General features: G+C 67.6%; 24 protein-coding genes. 13 read left to right on the top strand and 11 right to left on the bottom strand.

Annotated features, from left to right (window positions below; translation table 11 throughout):
- Positions 1 to 5 precede the first annotated feature (5 nt).
- Both ccmB and ccmA read right to left on the bottom strand, forming a co-directional pair.
- Positions 6 to 671 carry a heme exporter protein CcmB gene (gene ccmB, locus VGV58_RS01270; RefSeq protein WP_326872151.1) on the bottom strand — a complete coding sequence of 222 codons (666 nt, stop codon included), beginning with the start codon at positions 669 to 671 and terminating at the stop codon, positions 6 to 8.
- Positions 668 to 1,288 (bottom strand): heme ABC exporter ATP-binding protein CcmA, encoded by a 621-nt coding sequence (ccmA, locus tag VGV58_RS01275; protein WP_326872152.1) that lies wholly within the window; start codon positions 1,286 to 1,288, stop codon positions 668 to 670. The genes ccmB and ccmA overlap by 4 nt, the downstream gene beginning before the upstream one ends.
- A 236-nt stretch (positions 1,289 to 1,524) precedes the next feature.
- On the opposite strand from ccmA, the gene acnA reads away from it, so the two are divergent.
- From acnA to VGV58_RS01320, 9 genes are all read left to right on the top strand, one after another.
- Complete coding sequence (acnA, locus tag VGV58_RS01280) at positions 1,525 to 4,236, top strand: aconitate hydratase AcnA (protein WP_326872153.1); 2,712 nt, start codon at positions 1,525 to 1,527, stop codon at positions 4,234 to 4,236.
- Positions 4,237 to 4,428: 192 nt separating this feature from the next.
- Positions 4,429 to 4,710, top strand: a complete 282-nt coding sequence (locus VGV58_RS01285) for an acyl carrier protein (protein WP_057191987.1) — start codon at positions 4,429 to 4,431, stop codon at positions 4,708 to 4,710.
- 89 nt (positions 4,711 to 4,799) lie between these two features.
- The gene (locus VGV58_RS01290) at positions 4,800 to 5,261 is read left to right on the top strand and encodes a 3-hydroxyacyl-ACP dehydratase FabZ family protein (RefSeq protein ID WP_326872154.1); all 462 of its coding nucleotides are present in this window, start codon (positions 4,800 to 4,802) and stop codon (positions 5,259 to 5,261) included.
- Position 5,262: 1 nt separating this feature from the next.
- Positions 5,263 to 6,393 (top strand): beta-ketoacyl-ACP synthase, encoded by a 1,131-nt coding sequence (locus tag VGV58_RS01295; RefSeq protein WP_326872155.1) that lies wholly within the window; start codon positions 5,263 to 5,265, stop codon positions 6,391 to 6,393.
- An 11-nt stretch (positions 6,394 to 6,404) separates the two neighbouring features.
- Entirely contained in the window at positions 6,405 to 7,688 is a 1,284-nt protein-coding gene (locus tag VGV58_RS01300) for a beta-ketoacyl-ACP synthase (protein WP_326872156.1), read from the top strand.
- Positions 7,685 to 8,431, top strand: coding sequence for an SDR family oxidoreductase (locus VGV58_RS01305; protein WP_326872157.1), 747 nt, complete (start codon positions 7,685 to 7,687; stop codon positions 8,429 to 8,431). The genes VGV58_RS01300 and VGV58_RS01305 overlap by 4 nt, the downstream gene beginning before the upstream one ends.
- Positions 8,432 to 8,509: 78 nt before the next feature.
- Positions 8,510 to 9,532 (top strand): zinc-binding dehydrogenase, encoded by a 1,023-nt coding sequence (locus VGV58_RS01310; protein ID WP_326872158.1) that lies wholly within the window; start codon positions 8,510 to 8,512, stop codon positions 9,530 to 9,532.
- 61 nt (positions 9,533 to 9,593) lie between these two features.
- The gene (locus VGV58_RS01315; RefSeq protein WP_414643831.1) at positions 9,594 to 10,622 is read left to right on the top strand and encodes a lipid A biosynthesis lauroyl acyltransferase; all 1,029 of its coding nucleotides are present in this window, start codon (positions 9,594 to 9,596) and stop codon (positions 10,620 to 10,622) included.
- 65 nt (positions 10,623 to 10,687) lie between these two features.
- Positions 10,688 to 11,443, top strand: coding sequence for a DUF1223 domain-containing protein (locus tag VGV58_RS01320; RefSeq protein WP_326872159.1), 756 nt, complete (start codon positions 10,688 to 10,690; stop codon positions 11,441 to 11,443).
- A gap of 6 nt (positions 11,444 to 11,449) precedes the next feature.
- Here the strand turns inward: VGV58_RS01320 and VGV58_RS01325 are convergent, their stop codons facing one another.
- The 3 genes from VGV58_RS01325 to VGV58_RS01335 form a co-directional block, all read right to left on the bottom strand.
- Complete coding sequence (locus tag VGV58_RS01325; RefSeq protein WP_326872160.1) at positions 11,450 to 12,058, bottom strand: TPM domain-containing protein; 609 nt, start codon at positions 12,056 to 12,058, stop codon at positions 11,450 to 11,452.
- Position 12,059: 1 nt separating this feature from the next.
- The gene (locus tag VGV58_RS01330) at positions 12,060 to 12,857 is read right to left on the bottom strand and encodes a TPM domain-containing protein (RefSeq protein WP_326872161.1); all 798 of its coding nucleotides are present in this window, start codon (positions 12,855 to 12,857) and stop codon (positions 12,060 to 12,062) included.
- Between the two features lie 211 nt (positions 12,858 to 13,068).
- Positions 13,069 to 13,677, bottom strand: coding sequence for a LemA family protein (locus VGV58_RS01335; protein ID WP_137882956.1), 609 nt, complete (start codon positions 13,675 to 13,677; stop codon positions 13,069 to 13,071).
- 153 nt (positions 13,678 to 13,830) lie between these two features.
- On the opposite strand from VGV58_RS01335, the gene ggt reads away from it, so the two are divergent.
- Together ggt and VGV58_RS01345 are read left to right on the top strand one after the other, a co-directional pair.
- Positions 13,831 to 15,591 (top strand): gamma-glutamyltransferase, encoded by a 1,761-nt coding sequence (gene ggt / locus VGV58_RS01340; protein WP_326872162.1) that lies wholly within the window; start codon positions 13,831 to 13,833, stop codon positions 15,589 to 15,591.
- A gap of 62 nt (positions 15,592 to 15,653) precedes the next feature.
- Positions 15,654 to 16,346: an acid phosphatase gene (locus tag VGV58_RS01345; protein WP_326872191.1), complete on the top strand. Its 693-nt coding sequence runs from the start codon at positions 15,654 to 15,656 to the stop codon at positions 16,344 to 16,346.
- A gap of 1 nt (position 16,347) precedes the next feature.
- Here the strand turns inward: VGV58_RS01345 and VGV58_RS01350 are convergent, their stop codons facing one another.
- From VGV58_RS01350 to VGV58_RS01360, 3 genes are all read right to left on the bottom strand, one after another.
- Positions 16,348 to 16,845, bottom strand: a complete 498-nt coding sequence (locus VGV58_RS01350; RefSeq protein WP_326872163.1) for a hypothetical protein — start codon at positions 16,843 to 16,845, stop codon at positions 16,348 to 16,350.
- A 1-nt stretch (position 16,846) separates the two neighbouring features.
- A complete protein-coding gene (gene rlmN, locus VGV58_RS01355) occupies positions 16,847 to 18,070 on the bottom strand; it encodes a dual-specificity RNA methyltransferase RlmN (protein ID WP_326872164.1) in 1,224 nt (407 codons plus the stop codon).
- A 78-nt stretch (positions 18,071 to 18,148) separates the two neighbouring features.
- Complete coding sequence (locus tag VGV58_RS01360; RefSeq protein ID WP_326872165.1) at positions 18,149 to 18,745, bottom strand: hypothetical protein; 597 nt, start codon at positions 18,743 to 18,745, stop codon at positions 18,149 to 18,151.
- Positions 18,746 to 18,999: 254 nt separating this feature from the next.
- Here VGV58_RS01360 and VGV58_RS01365 point away from each other — a divergent pair, with 254 nt between their 5' ends.
- Positions 19,000 to 19,971 (top strand): NADPH:quinone oxidoreductase family protein, encoded by a 972-nt coding sequence (locus VGV58_RS01365; protein WP_326872166.1) that lies wholly within the window; start codon positions 19,000 to 19,002, stop codon positions 19,969 to 19,971.
- A 103-nt stretch (positions 19,972 to 20,074) separates the two neighbouring features.
- Here the strand turns inward: VGV58_RS01365 and VGV58_RS01370 are convergent, their stop codons facing one another.
- Positions 20,075 to 20,455, bottom strand: a complete 381-nt coding sequence (locus VGV58_RS01370) for a YkvA family protein (protein ID WP_326872167.1) — start codon at positions 20,453 to 20,455, stop codon at positions 20,075 to 20,077.
- Between the two features lie 170 nt (positions 20,456 to 20,625).
- Here VGV58_RS01370 and VGV58_RS01375 point away from each other — a divergent pair, with 170 nt between their 5' ends.
- Positions 20,626 to 21,411 (top strand): SDR family NAD(P)-dependent oxidoreductase, encoded by a 786-nt coding sequence (locus tag VGV58_RS01375; protein WP_326872168.1) that lies wholly within the window; start codon positions 20,626 to 20,628, stop codon positions 21,409 to 21,411.
- A gap of 156 nt (positions 21,412 to 21,567) precedes the next feature.
- Here the strand turns inward: VGV58_RS01375 and VGV58_RS01380 are convergent, their stop codons facing one another.
- The gene (locus tag VGV58_RS01380) at positions 21,568 to 22,188 is read right to left on the bottom strand and encodes a septation protein A (protein ID WP_326872169.1); all 621 of its coding nucleotides are present in this window, start codon (positions 22,186 to 22,188) and stop codon (positions 21,568 to 21,570) included.
- Positions 22,185 to 23,366 carry a signal recognition particle-docking protein FtsY gene (ftsY, locus tag VGV58_RS01385; RefSeq protein ID WP_326872170.1) on the bottom strand — a complete coding sequence of 394 codons (1,182 nt, stop codon included), beginning with the start codon at positions 23,364 to 23,366 and terminating at the stop codon, positions 22,185 to 22,187. The genes VGV58_RS01380 and ftsY overlap by 4 nt, the downstream gene beginning before the upstream one ends.
- Between the last annotated feature and the right edge of the window lie 16 nt (positions 23,367 to 23,382).

Here is a 23,382-nt window from a genome sequence, read left to right on the forward strand (position 1 = left end):
AAGCATCAGTCCGGCTGGCGCAAAGCCGCCGCCGCCGCGACACAGCCGACGGCGGCAGCCATCAGCGACAATGCAGCCAGGATCAGCAGCGGGCTCTGCAATGGCATCGGGCCCCGCGCAGCGTCCGAGGCCGAGACGCCGAAAATCAGCACGGGCACGCAGAGCGGCGCGACCAGGATCGGCAGTATCAGGCCGCCACGGCGCAGGCTCGCGGTCAGCGCCGCAGCGGTAGCGCCGATGAGACTCAGCGCCGGCGTGCCCAAGGCAAGACTCGCGGTCAGCGGCAGGACGCCTTCCGTCGGCAGCGCGACGAGCAGCCCGAGCAGCGGCGCCGCCAGAGTGAGCGGCAGGCCGGTCGTCAGCCAATGCGCCAGCGCCTTGGCGAAGACGGCAAGCTCCAGTGGCAGCGGCGCGCCGCGGATCAGGTCGAGCGAGCCATCCTCCTCATCGGCCTGGAACAGCCGGTCGAGCCCGATCAGCGTCGCCAGCAGCGCCCCCAGCCAGAGGATGGCCGGGCCGATTCGCGACAGGAGGTTGAGGTCGGGCCCGAGCGCGAACGGAATCAGCACGACGACCGTCAGGAAGAAGACGAGCGCGAGTTCGCCGCCGCCGCCGGCCCGCACCGCCAGCGCAAGGTCGCGCCTGAGGATGGCGAGGAAGGCGCTGGTCACGGCCCGATCCTGAGTTCGCGCGCGCCGTCGAGTCCGAGCGGCCCATGCGTCGCTGCCAGAATCGCGCCACCCGCTGCAAGATGCCCTTGCATCAACTGCGACAGCATCGCCTGCGAGCCGGTGTCGAGCGCCGCCATCGGCTCGTCCAGCAGCCAGATCGGCCGCGCCGCCACCAGCAGGCGCGCCAGCGCGACGCGTCGCCGCTGCCCGGCGGAGAGGTAGCCGACCGGCAGTGGCCCGGCATGCGGCAGGCCGACCGTCGCGAGCGCCTCGGCCGGGGCGAGGCCGGCAGAACCGAGCAGCTCCTGCGCGAAACGCAGGTTTTCGGCGGCCGTCAGGGCGGTCTTGAGCCCGTCGCGGTGGCCGACGAGGTGAGCCGTCTCTGCCAGCGAGATATCATCCAACCCGGTGAGTCGGATCGCCCCCGCCTCGGGCCGCAGCCGGCCGCACAGCATGGCGATCAGGCTCGACTTGCCGGCGCCGTTGCGGCCGGTGAGCGCGATCGCCTCGCCATTTTCCAGCCGAAAGCCGACGCCCTCGAAGATCGCACGGCCGCCACGGCGGCAGGCGAGGCCTTCAGCGCTCAAGGCAAAGGACTGGAATCGAGATTGCGTCACGCCGAGCCTGTCTTCTGAAGCGTCATTAGCTCTTCATCCGACGCATATCGAGCCTGTAGCGGGCTTCTTGGAATTGATCTATAGAACCCGTGGCTACGCCGCACGCCGATCCGGCGCGGGGCTCGGGCACTCCCGGGGCGGCGTGCGCGTCATGCGCAACAGGCCTTCGACCGGATTCATCCGCAAGGAGGGATTCGGCTCGTGACCGCAACCCCTTGATCAGGATGTAAGCCAAAATGGCCTCGCTCGATTCATTCAAGTGCCGCAAGACGCTGACCGTCGGCACGAAGAAATACGTCTATTACTCCCTCAAGGCTGCCGAGAAGAACGGCCTCGCCGGCATTTCCAAGCTGCCCTTCTCGATGAAGGTGCTGCTCGAGAACCTGCTGCGCTTCGAGGACGGCCGCTCGGTCACCAAGGCCGATATCGAATCCTTCGTCGGTTGGCTCAGCGACAAGGGCAAGGCCGGCAAGGAAATCGGCTTCCGCCCGGCGCGCGTGCTGATGCAGGACTTCACCGGCGTTCCGGCGGTGGTCGACCTCGCCGCGATGCGTGACGGCGTCGTCGCCCTCGGCGGCGATCCTAAGAAGATCAACCCGCTGGTGCCGGTCGATCTCGTCATCGACCACTCGGTCATCGTCGACGAGTTCGGCTCGCCCAAGGCCTTCAAGCAGAACGTCGACCTCGAATACCAGCGCAATGGCGAGCGCTATCGCTTCCTCAAATGGGGCCAGGGCGCCTTCGACAACTTCCGCGTCGTGCCGCCCGGCACCGGCATCTGCCACCAGGTCAACCTCGAATACCTCGCCCAGACCGTCTGGACGGCGAAGGAGAAGGTGAAGAAGGGCAAGAAGACCGAAACCGTCGAGGTCGCCTATCCCGACACCGTGGTCGGCACCGATTCGCACACCACCATGGTCAACGGCCTCGCCGTGCTCGGCTGGGGCGTCGGCGGCATCGAGGCCGAGGCCGCCATGCTCGGCCAGCCGCAGTCGATGCTGCTGCCCGAGGTGATCGGCTTCAAGCTCACCGGCAAGCTCAAGGAAGGCATCACCGCGACCGACCTCGTGCTGACGGTCACCCAGATGCTGCGCAAGAAGGGCGTCGTCGGCAAGTTCGTCGAGTTCTTCGGCCCCGGCCTCTACAATCTGACGCTGGCCGACCGCGCCACGATCGCCAATATGGGTCCGGAATACGGCGCGACCTGCGGCTTCTTCCCGGTCGATGCCGAGACGCTGAACTATCTGGAGACCACCAGCCGCAAGGCCGCCCGCGTCGCCCTCGTCGAGAAGTATGCGAAGGCTCAGGGGCTGTTTGCCACCCGCTCGACGCCGGATCCGGTCTTCACCGACACGCTCGAGCTCGACCTGACCACCGTCCAGGCCTCGATGGCTGGCCCGAAGCGTCCGGAAGGCCGCGCCGATCTCGGCGCGATCAAGAGCGGCTTCGCCGCCGCGATGGACGCCGACTACAAGAAGGGCGGCGAGCTGTCGCGCCGCGTCAAGGTCGAGGGTGAGAAGTTCGATCTCGGCCATGGCGACGTCGTCATCGCCGCCATCACCTCCTGCACCAACACCTCCAATCCCTCGGTGCTGATGGCCGCCGGCCTGCTCGCCCGCAACGCCGTGGCGAAGGGCCTCAAGGTCAAGCCCTGGGTCAAGACCTCGCTCGCCCCCGGCTCGCAGGTCGTGGCCGAATACCTCGCCAAGGCCGGCCTGCAAAAGGACCTCGACAAGCTCGGCTTCAACCTGGTCGGCTTCGGCTGCACCACCTGCATCGGCAATTCCGGCCCGCTGCCGGCGCCGATCTCGAAGGCGATCAACGATCAGGGCCTGATCGCAGGCGCCGTGATCTCGGGTAACCGTAACTTCGAGGGTCGCGTCTCGCCGGACGTACAGGCGAACTACCTGGCCTCGCCGCCGCTGGTCGTCGCTTATGCGCTGGCCGGTTCCGTGCAGATCGACCTGACCACCGAGCCGCTCGGCATGGGCAAGGACGGCAAGCCGGTCTACCTCAAGGACATCTGGCCCTCCAACAAGGAGATTCAGGCCTTCATCGCCAAGAACGTCACCAAGGCGATCTTCAAGGCGAAGTATGCGGATGTCTTCAAGGGCGACGCCAACTGGCAGAAGGTCAAGGCGCCCACCGGCCAGACCTATGCCTGGGACGACAACTCGACCTATGTGCAGAACCCGCCCTATTTCCGCGGCATGGGCAAGCAGCCGGCTGCGGTCACCGACATCGTCGGCGCCCGCGTCCTCGGCCTGTTCGGCGACAAGATCACCACCGACCACATCTCCCCGGCCGGCTCGATCAAGGCCGCTTCGCCGGCCGGCGCCTACCTCACCGAGCATGGCGTCGCCGTCGCCGACTTCAACCAGTACGGCACGCGTCGCGGCAATCACGAGGTGATGATGCGCGGCACCTTCGCCAATATCCGCATCCGCAACCACATGATGGGTCCGAACGGCCGCGAAGGCGGCTACACCATCCACTATCCGACCAAGGAAGAGCTGCCGATCTACGATGCGGCGATGCGCTACCAGGCCGAGAAGGTGCCGCTGGTGATCTTCGCCGGTGTCGAATACGGCAACGGCTCCTCGCGTGACTGGGCCGCCAAGGGCACCAACCTGCTCGGCGTCAAGGCCGTGATCGCCCAGAGCTTCGAGCGCATCCACCGCTCGAACCTGGTCGGCATGGGCGTGGTGCCGTTCACCCTGCAGGAAGGCACCAGCTGGGCCTCGCTCGGCCTCAAGGGCGACGAGAGCGTGACGATCAAGGGTCTCGCCACCGTCAAGCCGCGCCAGACGCTCGAAGCCGAGATCACCTATGCCGACGGCAAGGTGAAGAAGGTTCCGATCCTCTGCCGCATCGATACGCTGGACGAGCTCGACTACTTCAAGAACGCCGGCATCCTGCACTACGTGCTGCGCGGCATCGCCGCCTAAGGCTCGGCGAGGACAATACTGGACGCCCGGCCAAAAGCCGGGCGTCTCTCTTTTGGTCGTGACGGTTGTCCTATTCTGCACGCAGGTGTAAGGGGGCGGTCACAGTCATCCTCGGCGGGGGGCTTGGGGCAGGCGCGGGGCGAACGCGCCCGGACGCCATCCGCCATCATCATCCAAGACGGGAGTACCCGCATGTCCGCCACGTTCGAGACGGTCGCCGGCATCATTTCGGAAACTTGCGACATTCCTCGCGAGAAGATCACGCCCCAGAGCCACGCGATCGAAGATCTCGGCATCGACTCCCTCGCCTTCCTCGACATCGCCTTCGCGATCGACAAGGCCTTCGGCATCAAGCTGCCGCTGGAGCAGTGGACCCAGGAGGTCAACGAGGGCAAGGCGCCGGCCGAGCAGTATTTCGTGCTCGAGAACCTGTGCAAGCGCATCGACGACCTCGTCGCCGCCAAGGCCGCCTGAGCGCATCGCGGCCCGCCAGGGCCATCGCTGGACGTTGAAACGCCGCAAGCGGGGCCCGACCCCGATCGCGGCGAGACGGGTTGGAACGCATGCGCCTCGAATATTTCGACATGATCGACAAGGTCGAGAGCTTCGATCCGGCGAGCAAGCGGATTGTCACCCGCTCGACCGTTCCGGCGCAGAGCCCAGTCTTCGAGGGCCATTTTCCCGGCCACCCGCTCGTCCCTGGCGTCCTGCTCACCGAGACCATGGCGCAGGCCTCAGGCTATCTGCTGCTCGGGCTTAACGGCCTGACGCAGATGCCCTTCCTGATGATGGTCGACAAGGCGCGCTTCCGCACTTTCGTCGAGCCGAATGCGGTGCTCGACGTCAGCGCCGAACTCGTCCACGAAGGCTCCGGCTACGCCGCGACGAAGGCGAAGATCGCCATCGCGGGCAAGCCGATCTGCGATGCCGAGCTGCGCTTCCGCCTGATGCCCTTCCCCGCCGATATGCGCACTTTGATGCAGAGCCGCATCGCCGCCATCGGCCTCTCCCCGGAGGCAGCCTGACATGGCCCGCGACGTCGTCATCACCGGCATCGGCCTCGCCTCCAGCCTGGGCGAGGGCATCGAGACGCATGCGCAGGCACTGGCCTCTAATGCAGCGCCCGTCATCGACAGCCAGAGCTTCGCACCCTACCCCCTGCATCCGCTGAAGCCGCTCGAGCTCGACAGGCAGATCCCGAAGAAGTCCGACCAGCGCCAGATGGAGCCCTGGCAGCGCCTCGGCGTCTATGCCGCCGGCCTCGCGCTCGACGATGCCGGGCTGAAGGACGACACCGAGGCCAAGAGCCAGCTCCAGGTCATCGTCGCCGCCGGCGGCGGCGAACGCGACCATGCCGTCGATGCCACCGTGCTGGCCGGCCTGCGCAACGCCAACCAGCCCGGCGCCTTCCTCAACGAGCGCCTGATGGGCGATCTCAGGCCGACCCTGTTCCTGGCCCAGCTCTCCAACCTGCTCGCCGGCAATATCGGCATCGTCCACGGCATCACCGGCGCCTCGCGCACGCTGATGGGTGAGGAGCAGGCCGGCGTCGACGCCATCCGTACCGCCCAGGCCCGGATCGCGGCCGGCCAGGCCGACATCATCCTCGTCGGTGGCGCCTACAACGCCGAGCGCCGCGACATGCTGCTGCTGTTCGAGCTCGGCGGCTTCCTGCGCTCTGCCGATTTCGCGCCGGTCTTCGCCCGCAGCGATGCGCCCGGCATGATCACCGGCAGCGCCGGCGCCTTCCTCGTGCTCGAATCGGCCGAGCGCGCTGCGGCCCGCGGCGCCAAAGCGCATGCACGCCTCAGCCACGCCGGCGCCCATCGCAGCCGCCGCCAGCCCGGTTCGGTCGCCAAGGCGCTCGATGAACTCCTCGCCAGCTTCGGCCCGACCGGCGCCGACGCGCTGGCGATCTCGGCTGCGACCGGCTGCGCCGAAATCACCGACGAAGAAGCCGCCGCGATCGCCAAGGCCGCGCCAGGCGCCCGCCGTGTCGCCACCGGCGATCTCGTCGGCCATTCCGTCGAAGCCGCCTTCCCGGTCTCGGTCGCGCTCGCCGCAGCTGCACTCTCGACCGGCGCGGCAAATGAGGCGATCGTCACCGGCGCAGCGCATTGGCGCGGCGAGGGCGCCGCCCGTCTGGTCAAGGCTTGAGGAGAGGCGTCATGGGTGCAAGCCATCGCGACAGCCAGGGCCGGCCGATCGTCGCCGTCACCGGCCTCGGCATCGTCACCTCGCTCGGCCAGGGCAAGGACGCCAACTGGGAAGCCCTGACCGCGGGCCGCTCCGGCATCCACCGGATCGAGCGCTTCCCGACCGACGGCCTGCGCACCACCATCGCCGCGACCGTCGACTTCCTGTTCGACGGCTCCTTTGCCGCCCCGGAACTCTCCGAGAAGCTCGCCACGCTCGCCGCCGATGAAGCGGTCGCGCAGAGCGGCCTCGGCGCTACCGGTGATTTCCCCGGCGAGCTCTTCATGGCGGTACCGCCGGTCGAGATGGAATGGCCGCAGAAGCAGGAGCTGGCCCAGGCCGTCGAGGGCGATACCGATTACGACGCGCTGCTGCGCGTCGCCGCCGGCCACAAGCACCAGGCAATGCACGAGCTCTTCCTGTTCGGGGGCGTCGCCGAGCACATCGCCCAGAAATTCGGCACCAAGGGTTCGCCGATTTCGCTGTCGACCGCCTGCTCCTCGGGCGCGACCGCGATCCAGATGGGCGTCGAGGCGATCAGGAGGGGCGAGACTGAAGCTGCCTTGTGCATCGGCACCGACGGTTCGGTCCATGCCGAGGCGCTGATCCGCTTCTCGCTGCTCTCGGCCCTCTCGACCCAGAACGATCCGCCGGAAGGCGCCGCCAAGCCGTTCTCGAAGAACCGCGACGGCTTCGTCATGGGCGAGGGCGCCGGCGCTCTGGTGCTGGAGGACTACGACCACGCACTTGCGCGCGGCGCGACGATCCTCGGCATCGTCGCTGGCTGCGGCGAGCGCGGCGACGGTTTCCACCGCACCCGTTCGAGCCCGGACGGCAAGCCGGCGATCCTCGCCATGCAGGACGCCCTCGCCGATGCCGGCCTGACGCCTGACGATGTCGACTACATCAACGCGCACGGCACCTCGACGCCGGAGAACGACAAGATGGAGGCGATGAGCTGCTCCGCCGTCTTCGGCGAGCGCATGGCCAGCCTGCCGATCTCCTCGAACAAGTCGATGCTCGGCCATACGCTGACGGCGGCTGGCGCGGTCGAGGCGGTGATCTCGCTGATGACCATCGCCAATGGCCGGATACCGCCGACGATCAACTACAACACGCCGGATCCGGCGATCGCGCTCGACGTCATTCCGAATGAAGCGCGCGACGCCAAGGTCCGTACCGTTCTGTCGAACTCCTTCGGCTTCGGCGGCCAGAACACCTGCCTCGTCCTGACGGCGGGACCAAACGCAGCATGACCAAGGTTCTCGTCACCGGTGGCGCCAAGGGCGTCGGCGCCGCGATTGTGCGGGCGCTCGTGGCTGATGGCCACGATGTCGACTTCACCTATCGCTCCTCCGGCGAGCAGGCGCAGGCGCTCGCCGCCGAGATCGCCGAGGCCGCGCCCGGCCGCAGCGTGCGCGCCCTGCCGCTCGACCTCTCCGACAAGGCTGCGCTCGATGCCTTCTGCGAGCAATGCGAGGGCGAAGCCTGGTTCGGCCTCGTCCACAATGCCGGCCAGCCCTATGACACGCTCGCCGCCATGCTGGTGCAGGACAAGGCCGAGGCGGCGATGCAGGTCAATTTCTGGGCCTTCACCCGTCTCGCCAAGAGCCTGATGCGCGGCATGATCCGCGCCAAGGCCGGGCGCATCGTCGCGATCGGCTCGGTCGCGGCGCTCCGCGGCAATCCCGGTAACGCCGCCTATGCGGCGTCCAAGGGCGCGTTGATCTCCTATGCCAAGACGCTGGCGGTCGAGACCGGCAAGCGCGGCGTCACCGTCAACGTGATCGCGCCCGGCTTCGTCGATACCGACATGATGGCGCCCTACGCCGCCTATCGCGACAAGATGGAAGGTCAGATCCCGGCCGGCCGCTTCGCCCGGCCGGAAGAGGTTGCAGGCCTCGCCGCCTTCCTGATGAGTCCGCCGGCCGCCTACATCACCGGCACTGTCCTGCCGATCGATGGCGGCCTGACCGCCCATCTCGGCGTGCATCGCTAAGGGCGCTCTCCAGCGCTTCACGTGAAACATGGTAAACGCGCAGCGCTTGGCGCTGTGAGTTCTGAAAGACCAAGACCCATGCTCTCGCTCCAGCTCCATGGCGACCGCGACCTCCGCCTCGAACAGATCGAGCCGCCGCCCCCGCCCGCTCCCGGCGAGGTCCAGATTCGCGTGCGCGCCGTCGGCCTGAACTATCTCGACCTCTGGGGCTTCCGCGGCATGGCCTTCGCCAAGCGCAAGATGCCGCAAGCGGCCGGCGTCGAGGCGGCCGGCGAGGTCGTCGCGATCGGCGAGGGCGTCTCGCGCTTCCGCGAGGGCGATACGGTGACCATGTACGGCGCCGAGACCTGCGGTCATTGCAAGGCCTGCCGCGAGGGCCGCGACAATCTCTGCGAGAACGTCGCGGGTATCATGGGCTTCCATATCGACGGCTTCGCCCGCGAGCTGATCAACCGGCCCGAACGCCTGGTGATCAAGGCGCCGAAGGGCGTCTCCTTCGAGGAGGCCGCCTGCGCGCCGATCGGCTTCGGCACGGTCCAGCACATGCTGTTCGACAATGCCAAGCTCGAGCCCGGCGAGTCGGTGCTGGTCCATGCCGGCGGCTCCGGTATCGGCACCGCGGCGATCCTGATGGCCAAGGCGATCGGCTGCACCGTCTACACCACCGTCGGCGACGACGAGAAGGGCGAGAAGGCCAAGGCGCTCGGCGCCGATTTCGTCGTCAACTACAAGACCGAGCGCTTCGAGGGCGAGGTCCGGCGCCTGACCAAGCGCAAGGGCGTCGATGTCGTCTTCGAGCATGTCGGCGCCGATACCTGGAACGGCTCGCTGCTTTGCCTGAAGCGCGGCGGCCGGCTCGTCACCTGCGGCGCCACCTCCGGCGCCTCGACGACGATGAACCTGATGCAGCTCTTCCAGCAGCAATACCGGATCACCGGCTCCTTCGGCTGCCGGATCGAGAACATCGCGCAATCGCTGGAGAAGATGGCGGCCGGCATGAAGCCGGTGATTGATTCGGTCTTCCCGCTCGCCGAATTCGAGCAAGGTCTCGCCCGGATCGAAGGCCGCAAGGTCTTCGGCAAGGTCATCGTCACGCTCTGAGACAGTCCCTTGAGCCGGCGCGACTTGACGCGCCGGCCGCAATCCCGCAAGTCGCGCCGCAATGGCGAGGTCCTTCCCGGACACGGCGCCGACGGACCGGGCTGGGATCTTGAGGCAGCTGAAGCAATTTGCGACGCGCATCGGCGCTGCGCTGATGATCGGGCTCATCCGCACGATCTACGCCTTCCTGCGCGCGCTCGGGCCGGAGCGCGCCTCCGATTTCGGCGGCTGGCTCATGCGCAGCGTCAGCCCGCTGATCCCCGTCAACCGCGTCGCCTATGCCAATGTCCGCGCTGCCTTCCCAGGTATCGCCGACGCAGAGGCACGGCGTATCGTCCGCGGCGGCTGGGAGAATCTCGGCCGCACCGTCGCCGAATACGCCCATCTCAAGACGCTGTTCGATTATGACTACCACAATCCCGATCCGAACGGCCGGATCGAGGTCGTCGGCATCGAGCATTTCATCGCGCTGAAGGACGACGACAGGCCCGGCCTGATCTTCTCGACGCATCTCGCCAACTGGGAACTGCCGGCGATCTGCGCGGCGACCTACGATCTCGACACCACCGCCGTCTTCCGCGCGCCGAACGATCCGGCCATTGCCGCCGTCGTCCACGAAATCCGCTCCGGCGCCATGGGTGGGCTTGCCGCCGCCAAGCAGGGCGCTGCCTTCGCCATGCAGGGCGTGCTCGAAAAGGGCGGCCATCTCGGCATGCTGATCGACCAGCATTTCACCCGCGGCGTGGTCGTGCCCTTCCTCGGCCGGCCGGCGCTGACCAACCCGATCCTCGGCAAGTTCGCCCGCCGCTTCGAATGCCCTGTCCATGGCGTGCGCGTCATCCGCCTGCCGAACCGGCGCTTCCGCATCGAGTTGACCCCGCCGCTCGACCTGCCGCGCGACGCCAATGGCGAGATCGACGTCACCGGCGCCATGGCGATGATGACCGCGGTGGTCGACGGCTGGGTTCGGGAATATCCCGAACAGTGGCTCTGGATGCATCGGCGCTGGCGCCCGAACCTGATCAGTGCCGAGGCCCTGGCACGTTTTCGCGATCAGGCGCCGCAGAAGCCTGTTTTCAAGGCAACGTGATTTCCAATTGAGTGGAGAGTAGCGCTTTTGGTAACCGCCTGCTTCTATACAGGCGTCGAGTTCGAATGATGGTCCGCCACATCAGCAACATCGCTGCTGCCGCTGCTCTCCTGCTCCTTGCAGGTGCCTCGGCGCATGCCCAGCAGCCGGCGGTGCGGCCGCAGGCGGTGGTCGAGCTTTTCACCAGCCAAGGCTGCTCGTCCTGCCCAGCGGCGGACGCACTCTTCACCGAGCTCGCCAAGAACCCCAAGCTGATCACCCTGACCCTGCCGGTGACCTATTGGGACTATCTCGGCTGGAAGGACACGCTCGGCCAGGAGGTCTTCAGCAAGCGCCAGAAGCTGTACGCCAAGGCGCGCGGCGACGGGCAGATCTACACGCCGCAGGCCGTGGTCAACGGCGCCGCCCATATCGTCGGCTCAGACAAGGGCGGCATCGACAAGCTCGTGCAGGAGCAGGGCAAGGACGGCTTCCCGGTCAAGGTCGATCTTTCCGAGGCGGATGGCGCGCTGCGTGTCGGCTTGGGCGAAGCGCCTTTCGCCAGCGAGAAGCCGGCCGTGGTCTGGCTCCTGCAGGTCAGCCGAACCGCCAGCGTTCCGATCGAACGCGGCGAGAACAGCGGCAAGACCGTGACCTATGCCAATGTCGTGCGCGGCATCAGCCGGATCGGCGAGTGGAGGGGCCAGGCCGCGACCCTGAGCGTGCCGCTCGAGACCGTCCGTTCAGTCGCGAACGCCGACAGCTATGTCGTGCTGGTCCAAGCCGATCTCTACGCCCGCCAGAGCGCAATCCTCGGCGCCGCGCGCGGCCCGGCGAAGTAGGGTCTCCTACAGAATCACCACCTTGTTGGGCAGCTCGTCGACATCGTCGGCGGCCGGCGGCGCATGGGCTGCGAGCACGGTGCCGACATCACGCACCGCCGCGATCAGGCCCTCGCGCAAGTTGTCCTGCGCGGCGGCGGCGAGCAGCGGATCGATGATCCTCTGCCAGGCTTGATGATCCACCTTCGCGGAGATGCCGGCATCGGCGACCACTTCGGCATAGCGTTCCTGCACGGCGATATAGAGCAGCACGCCGGTGCGCCCTCGGGTCAGGGTCAGCCCACGCGCCGTAAACTCGCGCAGCGCCGTCTCATGTGCCTGCCGCCGCTTGACGAAGCCGGGCACGAAGCGCCCACCGCGGCCATACCAGAGCAGGGTCGCGAGCAGCAGCGCCGCCGCGATCAGCTGGGCCAGGAAGATGCTCGCCGCGCTCAGATTCGTGACGAGCAGGAGCGGCCAGGGCACGAACAGGGAGAGCGCCAGCGCCAGCACCAGCGGCACCGCGACATAGCTGCCGGCAGCGCGGTCGACGACGACGACGATCTCGCCGGAGGTCTGCCGCTCGGCCTCGCGCACCGCTTCGGCGATGGCGTCGCGATCGTCGGAATTCAGCATCTCACCAATCCCCCGAAGCCCCGCCCCCGCCGGACGAGCCGCCGCCGCCCGAAAACCCGCCCGAACTCGATCCGCCTCCCCAGCCCGAACTCCAGCCGCCCGAGGAGGAGCCACCGCTCCAGCCCGAGCCCCCGGAAGGCGGCAGCACGATCCAGCGCCCGTCGCGCGTCCGGTGCCGGCGCGCGCCGCCGGAGGAGCGGCCGAGCTCCCGCATGAAGCTCACGATCAGGATGAACACCATGATCATGACGAAAATCACCGCGACGGTCTCGACCCAGGAGGATTCGTCGCTGCGAATCTGGGCGCGGCGCTGCCATTCCTCGGCATCCCCTGTCAGGATCGACAGGATCGCATCGACGCCGCCCTCGATACCCCCCGCGAAATCGCCGTTCTTGAACTTGGGCGCGACCGCGGTGGTGATGATCACCTTGGAGAGCGCGTCGGTCAGCGCCCCTTCCAGCCCGTAGCCGACCTCGATGCGCACCTTGCGCTCGTTCGGCGCGACGATGAGCAGCACGCCGTTGTTCTTCGCCTTCTCGCCGAGCTTCCAGGCCCGGAACAGGCCGTTGGCGAACTCCTCGATCGGATAGCCCTGCAGCGAGGGCAGGGTCGCGACCACGACCTGGTCGCTGGTCTTCTCCTCATGTGCCTTGAGCTTCTGCTCGATCCGGCTGAAGGCCTCGGCATTCAGGAGGCTCGAGTTGTCGACGATGCGCCCGGTCAACGCCGGATAGTTCGGCTCGGCCGCGGTGGCGAGGAACGGGAAGAGGAGGAAGAGGAGCAGCGAAAGCCACGCCACAGCGACCGGGCGAGCGGGTCTCTTTCCTTCTCCCGAATGGGAGAAGGTGGCGCGGAGCGCCGGATGAGGGCCTGCCGTTTCTGTAGAAGGCACAACCACGCCGCTGCTCCTCTTCCGGAAAGGGCGGGCCCTCACCCCTGCCCCTCTCCCACCCGGGAGAGGGGTTCCCCGCGCTTGTCCGCGATCGGCAGAATCCATTGAATGACTTCGGTTAGAACTTCACCGCCGGCGGCCGTTCGGCTCCTGCCGTCGCCGAAAAGCTTTCCATCGGCTTGGCGCCCCAGAACAGGCGGGCCCAGATCACGCCCGGGAAGGTCCGGATCTCCGTATTGAAGGCCTGCACCGCCTGGATGTAGTCGCGCCGGGCGACCGCGACCCGATTCTCGGTGCCTTCCAGCTGCGACTGCAACGCCAGGAAGTTCTGGTTCGACTTGAGCTCGGGATAGCGCTCGACCGTCACCATCAGGCGCCCGAGCGCGCCGGAAAGCTGGTTCTGCGCGTCCTGGTATTCCTTGAACTTGGCCGGGTCGGTGATCGTGGAGGCATCGACCTTGACCTGCGTCGCCTTGGCGCGCGCCTCGATCACCTGGGTCAGCACCTCGCGCTCCTGCTGGGCATAGCCCTTCACCGTCTCGACCAGGTTGGGGATCAGGTCAGCGCGGCGCTGATACTGATTCTGCACCTCGCCCCAGGCCGCCTTGGCCTTCTCCTCCAGCGTCGGCACGTTGTTGTAGCCGCATCCGGCGAGCACGAGGCCGAACAAGCCGACCAGCAGCATGACGAGGGGACGGCGAACTGCCGGAGACTGCGTAAGCACCATGACGAACCCCTTCGGCTTGGGCAGGATAAACTTGGCAGGACAAATCAGGCTTCGACCATAGCCGCGCCGTCCGGCAGATCAAACCGACGCTGCAAGCATGGCGCGCAAGCCGGCAAGCGCGCTAGTCTGCACTGCAACGAAAAGGAGTGGACCATGCCACTTACGTCGTCCGCATTCGGTACCCGCTCAGTCATTGCCTTCGGTCTTTGGCTCGCCACAGCAACCGCCGCTCCCGCTCAGACCGTGGCCCCCGCACCGGAAGCAGCCACCGGCCGCACTGCCAAGACACTCGGCACGGCGCAGCGCTACATGGCCGCCGCCGCCAATCCGCTCGCCGCCGCGGCCGGGCGCGAAATCCTGCGCGCCGGCGGCAGCGCCACCGATGCCGCGATCGCGATCCAGCTCGTGCTCAACCTGGTCGAGCCGCAGAGCTCCGGCATCGGCGGCGGCGCCTTCTTCGTCTACTGGGACGAGACGGGCCGCCAGCTCACCACCCTCGACGGGCGCGAGACCGCGCCGAAGGCGGCAAAGCCCGAGCGGTTCCTCGGCGCCGACGGCAAACCGATGAAATTCGCAGACGCCGTGGTCGGCGGCCGCTCGGTCGGCGTGCCCGGCACGGCCCGGCTGCTCGAGGAAGCCCATAAGCGCTGGGGCAAGCTTCCCTGGGCCGAGGTCTTCGCCCCGGCGATCAAGCTGGCCGAGGACGGCTTTGCCATCTCGCCGCGCCTCAACGGCCTGCTGGCGCAGGAGACGAATCTCGGCAAGGACGCCCGTGCCGCCGCCTATTTCTACGAGGCCGACGGCAAGCCCAAGCCTGTCGGCGCCATCCTGAAGAATCCGGCCTTCGCTGCGACCTTGCGCGCCATCGCCGGACGCGGCGCCGACGCCTTCTATGAGGGGACGATCGCCGAGGACATCGTCGCGACGGTGACCGGCCATGCGACGAACCCAGGCGACATCACGCTCGACGACCTCTCCGGCTACAGGGTCGAGGAACGCGCTCCGCTCTGCGGCCGCTACCGCGCCTATACGCTCTGCGGCATGGGCCCGCCGAGCTCGGGCGCCGTCGCCGTACAACAGATTCTGGGCATGCTGGAAGGCAAGGACATGGCCCGCCTCGGGGCCGGAGCAGAAGCCGCGCATATGTTCGCCGAGGCCGGCAAGCTCGCCTTCGCCGACCGGGCGCTCTATCTCGGTGATCCCGCCTTCGTCAGCGTGCCGACCTCCGGCCTGATCGACGAAGCCTATGTCCGCGAGCGTGCCAGGCTGATCAGCCCGGACAAGGCGATGGGGAAAGCCAGCGCCGGCAGCCCGCCGAGCAAGCGCGCCTTCCTGTTCGCGCCGTCAGACGGCGTCGAGAACGGCACCAGCCATATCTCGGTGATCGACGCAGCCGGCAATGCGGTCTCGATGACGACGACGATCGAGGACGGCTTCGGCTCCCGCCTGATGACCAAGGGCGGCTTCCTGCTCAACAACGAACTGACAGATTTCTCCTTCGCGCCGTCGGAGGATGGCAAGCCGGTCGCCAACCGGGTCGAGCCCGGCAAGCGGCCGCGCTCGTCGATGGCGCCGACCATCGTCTTCGACGCCTTCGGCCGGCTCTACGCCGTCACCGGCTCGCCCGGCGGCAGCCAGATCATCGGCTATGTCGCCAAGACGCTCGTCGCGCTGCTCGACTGGAAGATGGACCCGCAGCGCGCCGTCGACCTCGCCAATTTCGGCAACCGCAACGGCCCGACCGAGCTGGAAAAGGGCAGCGAGGCGGAAGCCTGGAAGGCCGCTCTGGAAGCCAGAGGCCACGAGGTCAGGCTGATCGACATGACTTCGGGCATCCAGGCCATCGTCAAGACGCCGGAAGGCTATCTCGGCGGCGCCGACGGGCGGCGCGAGGGCGTGGCGATCGGCGATTGAGCTTCATCAAGCTGTCACAGGACAGGCGCTGGGTGCCGGTCCCGCTCCCAGAGATCGCCATCATGCGCATCGCCGCCTCCGCCCTGCTGACCGCAGCGCTGCTTCTCGTCGCCCCGGCCTGGGCCGGCGAGGGCAAGCCCTTCGCCACCGCCGAGACCATCGACCTCCTGACCGTGCTGAAGCCACCGCCGGCCAATGATTCCGCGCAGACCAAGGCCGAGCTCGCCGAAGTCCTCACCATCCAGGTCACCCGCACCCCGCAGATGGAAGCGCAGGCGCAGGCCGATGTCGTCGAGGATGTCTGGCGCTTCTCGGAGGTTATGGGTCCGGCCTTCAAGCCGGAAGCGCTGCCGGCCTTCTCGACCTTCTTCGATCGCATCGTCGCCACCGAAGGCGCCGTCGTCGACCCGGCCAAGGACAGCTGGAAGCGCCCGCGCCCGCACCAGTACAGCCAGCTGGTGAAGCCGGTGGTGAAGATCTCGAACTCCGGCGCCTACCCGTCCGGCCACACCACCGTCGGCACGCTGATGGGCATCGTGCTCTCGAATATGGTGCCGGAGAAGCGGGCGGAGATCATGGCCCGCGCCTGGGCCTATGGTGAGAACCGCATCGTCGGTGGCATCCATTTCCGCGCCGACATCGAGGCCGGCCGCATTGCCGGCAGCGTCATTGCTGCCCGGATCATGGAACAGCCTGAGTTCCGCACCGAATACGCCGCCGCTCGTACGGAGCTGCGCAAGGTGCTCGGGCTCTGATTTAGCCTTGCAGCGGCCTGTTGGGGCGGTCGGCCTTTTCGCCACCCGCCCCACGCCCGGCGATCAGCCAGTAGACGAAGCCGGTCGCGGCACCGACCAGGAAGAGCGCCGACACGACCTGCATCTCGCCGGCGCTCGGCGCCCTGGCCATGCCGAGCATGGCGAGCGGCAGGATCGCGGCCAGAAGGCCGGTGACGCCGCTCTGGATCAGACCGCTGCGGAAGCGGAAGAGCTCGGACGCGATCGCGACCAGCACCACCGGCAGCACCAGGATGGCGAAGCCGAGCCGGCCGAGCAGGGAAAACGCCGCTTCCGCCGTCGGGCCGGGATCGAAGCCGCGTTCGGCCTGGTCGAACAGCGCCGAGAGCAGGCGATCGAAGCCACCGCCGATCAGCAGGCCGAGATCGGGCGAGGCGACGCCAGCGATCATCAGCGCGACCAGGCCGGAGCCAACAGCAAACAGCAGCGCGAACGGGATCAGGAGCAGCCAGCGCAGCATGTCAGTGCGTAGCTGCCGCGGCGTCGACTTCGCCCTGCTCCAGCATCAGCCGGGCCCGGGCCGAGAGCTTCTCGGTCTCGCTCTTGAGCTGGCCGCAGGCGGCGAGGATGTCGCGCCCGCGCGGCGTGCGCACCGGCGAGGCATAGCCGGCCTTGAAGACGATCTCGGAGAAGCGCTCGATCCGCTCCCAGTCCGAGCACTCGTATTTCGTGCCGGGCCAGGGATTGAACGGGATCAGGTTGATCTTGGCCGGGATGCCCTTGAGCAGGCGCACCAGCTCGCGCGCCTCGGCATCGCTGTCGTTGACGCCCTTGAGCATGACGTATTCAAACGTGATGCGTTTCGCGTTCGATAACCCCGGATAGTTCCGGCAGGCGTCGAGCAGGTCCTTGATCGGGTACTTCTTGTTGAGCGGCACCAGCTCGTTGCGCAGATCGTCGCGCACCGCATGCAGCGAGATCGCCAGCATCGTACCCATCTCGTCGCCGAGCGGGCCGATCTGCGGCACGACGCCCGAGGTCGAGACGGTGATGCGCCGGCGGCCGAGCGACAGGCCCTGATCGTCGGTGATCACGCCGATCGCATCGCGCACGCCGTCGAAATTATAGAGCGGCTCGCCCATGCCCATGAAAACGATGTTCGAGACGAAGCGCCCGCCATCATTGGGAACGAAGGCGCCGTCCGGCGCGCTACGGTTGGGGAAATCGCCGAGCCGGTCGCGCGCCACCATCAGCTGCGTGACGATCTCCTCGGTCGTCAGGTTGCGGACGAGCCGCTGCGTTCCGGTATGGCAGAAGGTGCAGGTCAGCGTGCAGCCGACTTGGCTGGAGACGCAAAGCGTGCCGCGATCGACCTCGGGGATATAGACGCACTCGATCTCGGCGCCGCGATCGCGCGGACCGGTCGGCGCCATGCGCAGCAGCCACTTGCGGGTGCCGTCGCTGGAGACCTGCTCGGCAGTGACCTCCGGCAGGTCGAGCGTGAAATGCTCGGCGAGCTGCGCGCGCAGGCCCTTGCCGATCGTCGTCATCTCCTGGAAGTCGCGGACGCCGTAATGGTAGATCCAGTTCCAGAGCTGGCCGACGCGCATGCGCCGCTCCTTCTCGGGAACGCCGATCTCGGCCAGGGCCGCATCGAGGCCGGCGCGCGTGCGCCCGGCCAGCGAGGGCCGTCGCACAACGGATTCAGCCGCCGGAGAGGCGGCTTCGGTAACAGAGAGATTCATCGGAACTCGGCTCGCAACGGGCTGTCAGCCCGGAATTGGCCGCCTCATAGCACGAGAGCGGCCTATCGCGAAATCGGCCTATTTACAGGCCTCCTCGGCCCGCTTGACGATCTGCGAGATGCCGGCGAGCGAATACTTGTCGCTGGTCGCGTTGCCGCGCTTCGAGGTGCCCTTGATCTCGAGGCCCGCCCCTTTGCGCAGCGCATCGAGCATGCGGCCTTCCTCGGCCGGGTTCTTCAGCCAGACATTCTGGCCCTTGGCGACCAGCGCGAAGCGTTCAGCGCCGATGATCGCGTGATGCTCGACATCTTCCTTGAGGTCGAAATTCATCACGAGGCTGATCTCGTTGCGCACGCCTTCGCCCGGGCGGCTGGAGATGAACAGCAGGCCCTCGACATCCTTGAGATTGGCAGGCGTGCGGCTCTCGGCCTTGGACAAGGCGTAGCAGATCTTGGAGCGGCCCTGCTGCGAGGAGAAGGCCTGCCATTTGCCCGCGCTTTCGAGCAGCAGCGCCTGACCCTGCCCGCCGGCCGCGGCGGTCTTGGCCGGCGCCGGCTTGCTGCCGGCGCGCTGGGCCTGCGCCGGGGCGGCCGCAAAAGTCAGGGCCGCCAGGCCGAGCAGGGCGGCGGCCAGGAGCGGGAAGCGGGCGGAAGAGGAAGCCGAAATGCGAATCATGGATCGCCAGTAACCAACAAAAACGTTAACGCCGAATGGAGAATGCGCGGGATCGGCGATCCGGATTAACGCAGCGCGACGGATAGAATGTCACGATCCTGGCGAAAATGCGAACGCCCGCTGCCGGGGCGTCGACCGGATGACGCCTTCTCCTTCAATAGTTTAGGGCAAGCCCGCGCCCGGTTCCGTTCGGCCTCGAGCTGTGCCAGCCTTGTGCAGATGCGAGGGAACCGGCCGGGCGGGATGGAGGATCGATGAAGGCGCTGCTCTGCGAAGCCCTCGGGCCGGCCGAGAATCTCATGATCCGCGACCTGCCCGAGCCGAAGCCCGGGCCCGGCGAGATCGCGATCCGGGTCAGGGCCGCGGCGCTCAACTTCTTCGACACTCTGGTGATCCAGGGCCGCTACCAGGTGAAGCCGCCGCTGCCCTTCTCGCCCTCGGCCGAATGCGCCGGCGTGGTCAGCGCCGTCGGCGACGGTGTCACGGATTGGCAGGTCGGCGAACGCGTCGCCGCCTGGCTCGGTCATGGCGCCGCCCGCGAGACCGTCGTGGTTCCCACCGAGGCGGCAATCCCGATTCCCGACAAGCTGAGCGATCACCAGGCCGCCGGCCTGTTCGTCACCTATGGCACGGCGATGCACGGACTGATCCAGCGCGGCGAGATCAGGCCGGGCGAGACGCTCGCCATCCTCGGCGCCGCCGGCGGTGCGGGACTTGCCGCAGTCGAGATCGGCGCCCTGCTCGGCGCAAGAGTGATCGCCTGCGCCTCCTCGCCGGACAAGCTCACGCTCGCCCGCGAGCATGGCGCACAGGACGGGATTGATTACGCCGCCGACGATCTCCGGGCCGGCCTGCGGCGCCTGGCTCCCGATGGCCTCGGCGCGCTCTACGACACGGTCGGGGGCGAACTCGCCGAGCCAGCGCTTCGGTCAATGGGCTGGGGCGGGCGCTATCTCGTCGTCGGCTTTGCCGGTGGCGAGATCCCGAAGATCCCGCTCAACCTCCTGCTGCTGAAAGGTTGCGACCTGCGCGGCGTGTTCTGGGGCGATTTCGTCCGGCGCGATCCGGCCGGCCACCGCGCCAATATGGAGCGACTGCTCGCCTGGGCCGCCGCCGGGAAAATCCGCGCCCATGTGCATGGCGCCTTCCCGCTGGAACGTGCAGCGGAAGCGCTCGCGCTGATCGCCGAGCGCAAGGTCCAGGGCAAGGTCGTGCTGGTTCCATAGATCACCGCGCGTCCTCTCGGGCGCGAAAACGGTGATCTATCTATTTTCATAGCACCGGATTCTCCGAAAAGTGGATTCCACTTTTCGGTCCGATGCTGGCCGATCAGAGATCGGCCAGCATCTCCTTGGCCTTCTGGCGGTGCTGCGGCGTGATCGAGCCGGCGACGGCGGCGAGCGCCGCGGCGATCACCGCGGCATCGTCGGTGAAGCCGAGCAGCGGCATCACATCGGGGATCGCATCGAGCGGCAGCACGAAATAGCCGAGCGCCGCCAGCAGCGTCAGCTTGACGCGCCGCGGCGTCGAGGGATCGCGCGTGCAAACCCAGGCGGCGAGCAGGTCCTCGGCGAAGGGGATGCGCTTCGCCACGCGCTTCAGGCGGCCGATGAACTCGGAGCCGAAACGTGCCTCATCGCGCAGGCTCTTGCGGATCGCCGCCATCTCCTCGGCGGTGAAGCGCTGTCCGAAGCCGAAGCTGTCGCTCATCCCTGTCTCCCTGGGCGGCCAATCCGTCAGCCCCCGTCGACGCAAAAATGTGGCCCCGCATGAAGGGCTGCACAAGGGATCGACTCAGAATCGCACGTCGAACCCTCTTGGATGCGGAGCATCACGGCTCTAAAGCCCATGCAGCAATGTCAAAAGACGCGAGGGACGCCATGAAACTCGACTCCTCCATCGCCGCCATCGTCACCGGCGGCGCTTCCGGCCTCGGCGAGGGCACGGCGCGCATGCTCGCCGGCCATGGCGTCAAGGTCGCGCTGTTCGACCTCAACGCCGAGCGCGGCGAAGCCATCGCCAAGGAGATCGGCGGTCTGTTCTGCGCCTGCGACGTCACCAGTGAAGAGTCCGTCGACGCCGCCCTGCAGAAGGCCCGCGCCGCCCATGGCGTCGCCCGCATCGTCGTCAACTGCGCCGGCATCGCGCCGGGCCGCCGTGTCGTCTCGAAGAAGCGCGACACCGGCGAGCTCGTCGCCCATGACCTCGCCACCTTCGAGAAGGCTGTCGCGATCAACCTGACCGGCACCTTCCGCCTGATCGCCAAATCGGCGGTGGCGCTCGCGGCGCTCGATCCGATCACCGAGGATGGCGGCCGCGGCGTCTTCGTCTGCACGGCTTCCGTCGCCGCCGAGGACGGCCAGATCGGCCAGGCCGCCTATGCCGCCTCCAAGGCCGGCGTCGTCGGCCTGACCCTGCCGGTCGCCCGCGACCTCGCCGGGGTCGGCATCCGCATCGTCACGATCATGCCGGGCCTGTTCGAGACGCCGATGTTCGCCGGCCTGCCGGACGAGGCCCGCGCCTCGCTCGCCATCTCGGTGCCGCACCCCTCGCGCCTCGGCCGAGCCTCGGAATATGCCGCGCTGGTCAAGAGCATCGTCGAGAACGACATGCTGAACGGCACCGCCATCCGCTTGGACGGGGCCATCCGCCTCGCGCCGAAATAGGGCCGCTCCTCGTCTGTCATTCCGGGGCGCCGCATAGCGGCGAACCCGGAACCCACGACCGGGCGAACCCTTCATCGCGAGATCGACAGCGCAGAAGCCAGTCGTGGATTCCGGGTTCCTCGCTCCGCGAGGCCCCGGAATGACAGCGCGGAAGCTCTACTCCGCCCCCTCGCGCTTGATCTCGTGCTTGAGGATCAATGGCGTTTGGGCGAGCGCGAAGATCATGGTCAGCGGCATCACGCCCCAGACCTTGAAGGCGACCCAGAAATCCTGCGTCTGGGTGCGCCAGACGACCTCGTTCAGCGCCGCCAGCACGAAGAAGAACAGGCCCCAGCGCAGGGTCAGCCTGCGCCAGCCCTCCTCGTCGAGCTGCAGCACGCTGTCGAGCACCAGCGCCAGCAGCGAGCGGCCGAAATAGAGCCCGCCGAGCAGGATGCAGCCGAACAGCGTGTTCACGATCGTCGGCTTGACCTTGATGAAGAAGGCGTCGTCGAGTGCCAGCGTCAGCCCGCCGAACACCGTCACCACCACGGCATTGACGATCGCCATGCGCGGCAGGTGGTTCATCACGATCTTCGACAACGCCAGCGCGATCAGCGAAGCCGCTATGAAGACGCCGGTGGCGACGAAAATGCGCCGGTCCTCGGCGACGCCGAACCAGCGATCGCCATAGGAATTGACGAAGAAGAAGATCGCCAGCGGCCCGAATTCGAGCGCGAGCTTCAGCAGCGGATTGATCGGTTTCGCCCCGTTCGGGCTCGCCGCCGTCTCGCTCATGCCGCTTCTCCCAGCCCTGCCACGGCGCGGGCGAAATCACGCGCCGAGAATGGTTCGAGGTCGTCGACGCTCTCGCCGACGCCAATGAAATGCACGGGCAGGCCGAACTGTGCCGCGAGCGCGACGAGGATACCGCCGCGCGCCGTGCCGTCGAGCTTGGTCATCACCAGGCCTGTGACGCCGGCGGTCTCGCGGAAGGCCTCGACCTGGCTGACCGCATTCTGGCCAACGGTGGCGTCGAGCACGAGCAGCGCCGCATGCGGCGTCTGCGGGTCGAGCTTGCGGATCACCCGCACCACCTTGGCCAGTTCGTCCATCAGCCCCGTCTTGTTCTGCAGCCGCCCGGCCGTGTCGATCAGCAGCACGTCAGTGCCATTGGCCTTCGCCTTCTGCAGCGCCTCGAAGGCCAGCCCGGCCGCATCGGCGCCCTGCTGACCGGACACGACTTCAGCGCCCGTCCGCTCGCCCCAGACCTTGAGCTGCTCGATCGCCGCAGCGCGGAAAGTATCGCCGGCCGCCAGCATCACAGACTTGCCCTCGGCCCGGAACTTCGCCGCAAGCTTGCCGATCGTGGTCGTCTTGCCCGAGCCGTTGACGCCGACCATCAGGATCACGAACGGCTTTTTGGTGGCATCGATCGCAAGCGGGGTGGCGACCGGAGTCAGGATCGCCTCGACCTCGCGCGCCAGGATCGCCTTCACCTCCTCCGGCTCGATCTGCTTGTCATAGCGGCCCTCGCCGACCGCCTTGGCGATGCGGGCCGAGGTCGCGAGGCCAAGATCGGCCTGGATCAGGATGTCCTCCAGATCCTCCAGTGTTCCGGCATCGAGCTTGCGCTTGGTGAAGAGGTCGCTGATCCCGGTCGTCAGCGCCGAGGAGGTGCGTGACAGGCCATCGCGCAGCCGGCGCCACCAGCTGCGCTTAGGCTGGACCGGCTCGGGCTGCGTTTGCGGTTGCGGCTCTGGCGGTGCGACCGGCAGCGGCGCCGCCTCGTCGACCAGAAACTCGGGCGCGGCTGGTGCTTCCGGCTCGGGCCGAGGCACGATCTCGGCGACGGGTTCGACTGGCGGCTCGGGCAGGGGAGCGGGCGCCGGTTCCGGCGGCCGTGGCGGCTCCGGCTGGTCCAGGCCGAACAGCTTCGAGAAGAAGCCGCGTTTTTTCGGTTCGGTCTCGCTCATCGCGCGTCCTGCCGCT

It is taken from the genome of Allobosea sp. (genome assembly GCF_035944895.1).
In the GTDB taxonomy this organism is placed as follows: Bacteria; Pseudomonadota; Alphaproteobacteria; order Rhizobiales; family Beijerinckiaceae; genus Allobosea.

Bases quoted from the DNA above. Each gene is read 5' to 3' on its own strand.
- acnA (WP_326872153.1), top strand. From the start codon at position 1,525: ATGGCCTCGCTCGATTCATTCAAGTGCCGCAAGACGCTGACCGTCGGC.
- VGV58_RS01285 (WP_057191987.1), top strand. From the start codon at position 4,429: ATGTCCGCCACGTTCGAGACGGTCGCCGGCATCATTTCGGAAACTTGC.
- VGV58_RS01290 (WP_326872154.1), top strand. From the start codon at position 4,800: ATGCGCCTCGAATATTTCGACATGATCGACAAGGTCGAGAGCTTCGAT.
- VGV58_RS01295 (WP_326872155.1), top strand. From the start codon at position 5,263: ATGGCCCGCGACGTCGTCATCACCGGCATCGGCCTCGCCTCCAGCCTG.
- VGV58_RS01300 (WP_326872156.1), top strand. From the start codon at position 6,405: ATGGGTGCAAGCCATCGCGACAGCCAGGGCCGGCCGATCGTCGCCGTC.
- VGV58_RS01305 (WP_326872157.1), top strand. From the start codon at position 7,685: ATGACCAAGGTTCTCGTCACCGGTGGCGCCAAGGGCGTCGGCGCCGCG.
- VGV58_RS01310 (WP_326872158.1), top strand. From the start codon at position 8,510: ATGCTCTCGCTCCAGCTCCATGGCGACCGCGACCTCCGCCTCGAACAG.
- VGV58_RS01315 (WP_414643831.1), top strand. From the start codon at position 9,594: ATGGCGAGGTCCTTCCCGGACACGGCGCCGACGGACCGGGCTGGGATC.
- VGV58_RS01320 (WP_326872159.1), top strand. From the start codon at position 10,688: ATGATGGTCCGCCACATCAGCAACATCGCTGCTGCCGCTGCTCTCCTG.
- VGV58_RS01325 (WP_326872160.1), bottom strand. From the start codon at position 12,058: ATGCTGAATTCCGACGATCGCGACGCCATCGCCGAAGCGGTGCGCGAG.
- VGV58_RS01335 (WP_137882956.1), bottom strand. From the start codon at position 13,677: ATGGTGCTTACGCAGTCTCCGGCAGTTCGCCGTCCCCTCGTCATGCTG.
- ggt (WP_326872162.1), top strand. From the start codon at position 13,831: ATGCCACTTACGTCGTCCGCATTCGGTACCCGCTCAGTCATTGCCTTC.
- VGV58_RS01345 (WP_326872191.1), top strand. From the start codon at position 15,654: ATGCGCATCGCCGCCTCCGCCCTGCTGACCGCAGCGCTGCTTCTCGTC.
- VGV58_RS01350 (WP_326872163.1), bottom strand. From the start codon at position 16,845: ATGCTGCGCTGGCTGCTCCTGATCCCGTTCGCGCTGCTGTTTGCTGTT.
- rlmN (WP_326872164.1), bottom strand. From the start codon at position 18,070: ATGAATCTCTCTGTTACCGAAGCCGCCTCTCCGGCGGCTGAATCCGTT.
- VGV58_RS01360 (WP_326872165.1), bottom strand. From the start codon at position 18,745: ATGATTCGCATTTCGGCTTCCTCTTCCGCCCGCTTCCCGCTCCTGGCC.
- VGV58_RS01365 (WP_326872166.1), top strand. From the start codon at position 19,000: ATGAAGGCGCTGCTCTGCGAAGCCCTCGGGCCGGCCGAGAATCTCATG.
- VGV58_RS01370 (WP_326872167.1), bottom strand. From the start codon at position 20,455: ATGAGCGACAGCTTCGGCTTCGGACAGCGCTTCACCGCCGAGGAGATG.
- VGV58_RS01375 (WP_326872168.1), top strand. From the start codon at position 20,626: ATGAAACTCGACTCCTCCATCGCCGCCATCGTCACCGGCGGCGCTTCC.
- VGV58_RS01380 (WP_326872169.1), bottom strand. From the start codon at position 22,188: ATGAGCGAGACGGCGGCGAGCCCGAACGGGGCGAAACCGATCAATCCG.
- ftsY (WP_326872170.1), bottom strand. From the start codon at position 23,366: ATGAGCGAGACCGAACCGAAAAAACGCGGCTTCTTCTCGAAGCTGTTC.